This window comes from Methylobacterium oxalidis (genome assembly GCF_007992195.1).
Lineage (GTDB): Bacteria > Pseudomonadota > Alphaproteobacteria > Rhizobiales > Beijerinckiaceae > Methylobacterium > Methylobacterium oxalidis.
In genome coordinates, this window is record NZ_BJZU01000285.1 from 1 (window position 1) to 1330 (window position 1330).

Here is a 1330-nt window from a genome sequence, read left to right on the forward strand (position 1 = left end):
TAGGCCGTCGTATCGAACTCGGTCGAGGGATCACGTCCTTCGCGGAAGCCGAATTGGTTGTAGTGGATGAGCGGGTTGATCCCCGCGGCGGCCACGTCGCCGTACGCCGCCAGGTAGCCGCTGGTGTCGAACACCGTGTTCGGGTCCCGTCCCTCGCGCCAGCCGAACCGGTCATAGTGCTGGGCCGCGAACACGAAGGTGTTGCCGCCGGCGACGCGGGCGGCGTCCGCGACGTCTCCGTTGGCCAGGAGGTAGAACTCCGCGTCGAAGCCTGCCGGACCGATGTCGCGGGCGCGGCCGATCGTCGGAAAGGCCGTGCGCCCCTCTTCCTGGCCGAAGGCGAGGAAATGCGTCAGCGGGTTGATGTTGGCTGCCGCCACATCGGGGTTGGCCCTCAGATACGCCTCGATGTCGAAGTTCGCTCCGGGATCACGAGCCTCGCGCCAGCCGATTTGCGCGAAATGCTCGAGGGGGTTCACGCCGGAGAACGCCACGTCCGGATGCGCGGCCAGGTAGCCGTCCGTGGAGAAGAAGGCGTTCGGATCGCGCCCCTCCCGCCAGCCGAACTGAGCGTAGTGGCTGTCCGGGTCGATCCCCGCAGCGGCCACGTCCGGATTGCGGATGAGGTAGAACAGGTCGTCCACGAGCGGCGAGCCGTCGTTCACGGCGACGGTGCGGTCGCCGAACTGGAACACCTCGATGCCTCGGAACGTGTCGGTCCCCTCAGGACCCGCGATCGTGGTGGCACCGTCCGCCGTTGTGCCGACCTGCGCGGCACCCAGCGCGAAGGAGAAGATCGCCCGGTCGGTCCCGCTGCCGCCGGAGACGGCGTCGTTGCCGGGGCTCCCCCCGAAGGTGTCGTTGCCGCCGAGCCCGGGCAGGATGTCGGCGCCTGACGTGCCGGCCACGGCGTTGTCGCCGTCGTCCGCGATGGTGAGCAGCTGCCCCCTGACGGCACCGCCGGGGAACTGCGCCGTATGCACGTTGAAGTAGAGCGGAACCTCGGTGCCGACGGCGGCCGCTCCGAGGACGGAGGCGAAGTTGGCGATCGAGACGTTGGCCGGGTCCGTTCGCTCCCAGCGGCCGCTCACCGTCCACGAGCCATCTGTGTTGGGTACGACCGCCAAGTCGTCGGTGTCCTGCGCAGGGTTGATCTGCCCGAAGACGACGGGCCCGTTCTGACCGCGCACCTGATTGTGGAAATGCGTGCTGGTGACGTCGTCGGCGGTCGCAGGCGTCTGAGCCGGTCGTCCTGTCGCCAAGCCGAAATCGATGCCCTCGATGCGGAAGGTGTAGTTCGCCGCGAGCGCGGTGCTGTCGAAGATGACCG

1 protein-coding gene is annotated in these 1330 nt (G+C 68.4%); it reads right to left on the bottom strand.

The features are described 5' to 3' along the window. On the bottom strand, positions 1-1330 hold a 1330-nt coding region (locus tag MOX02_RS30585; protein WP_147029507.1), incomplete at both ends, for a CHRD domain-containing protein.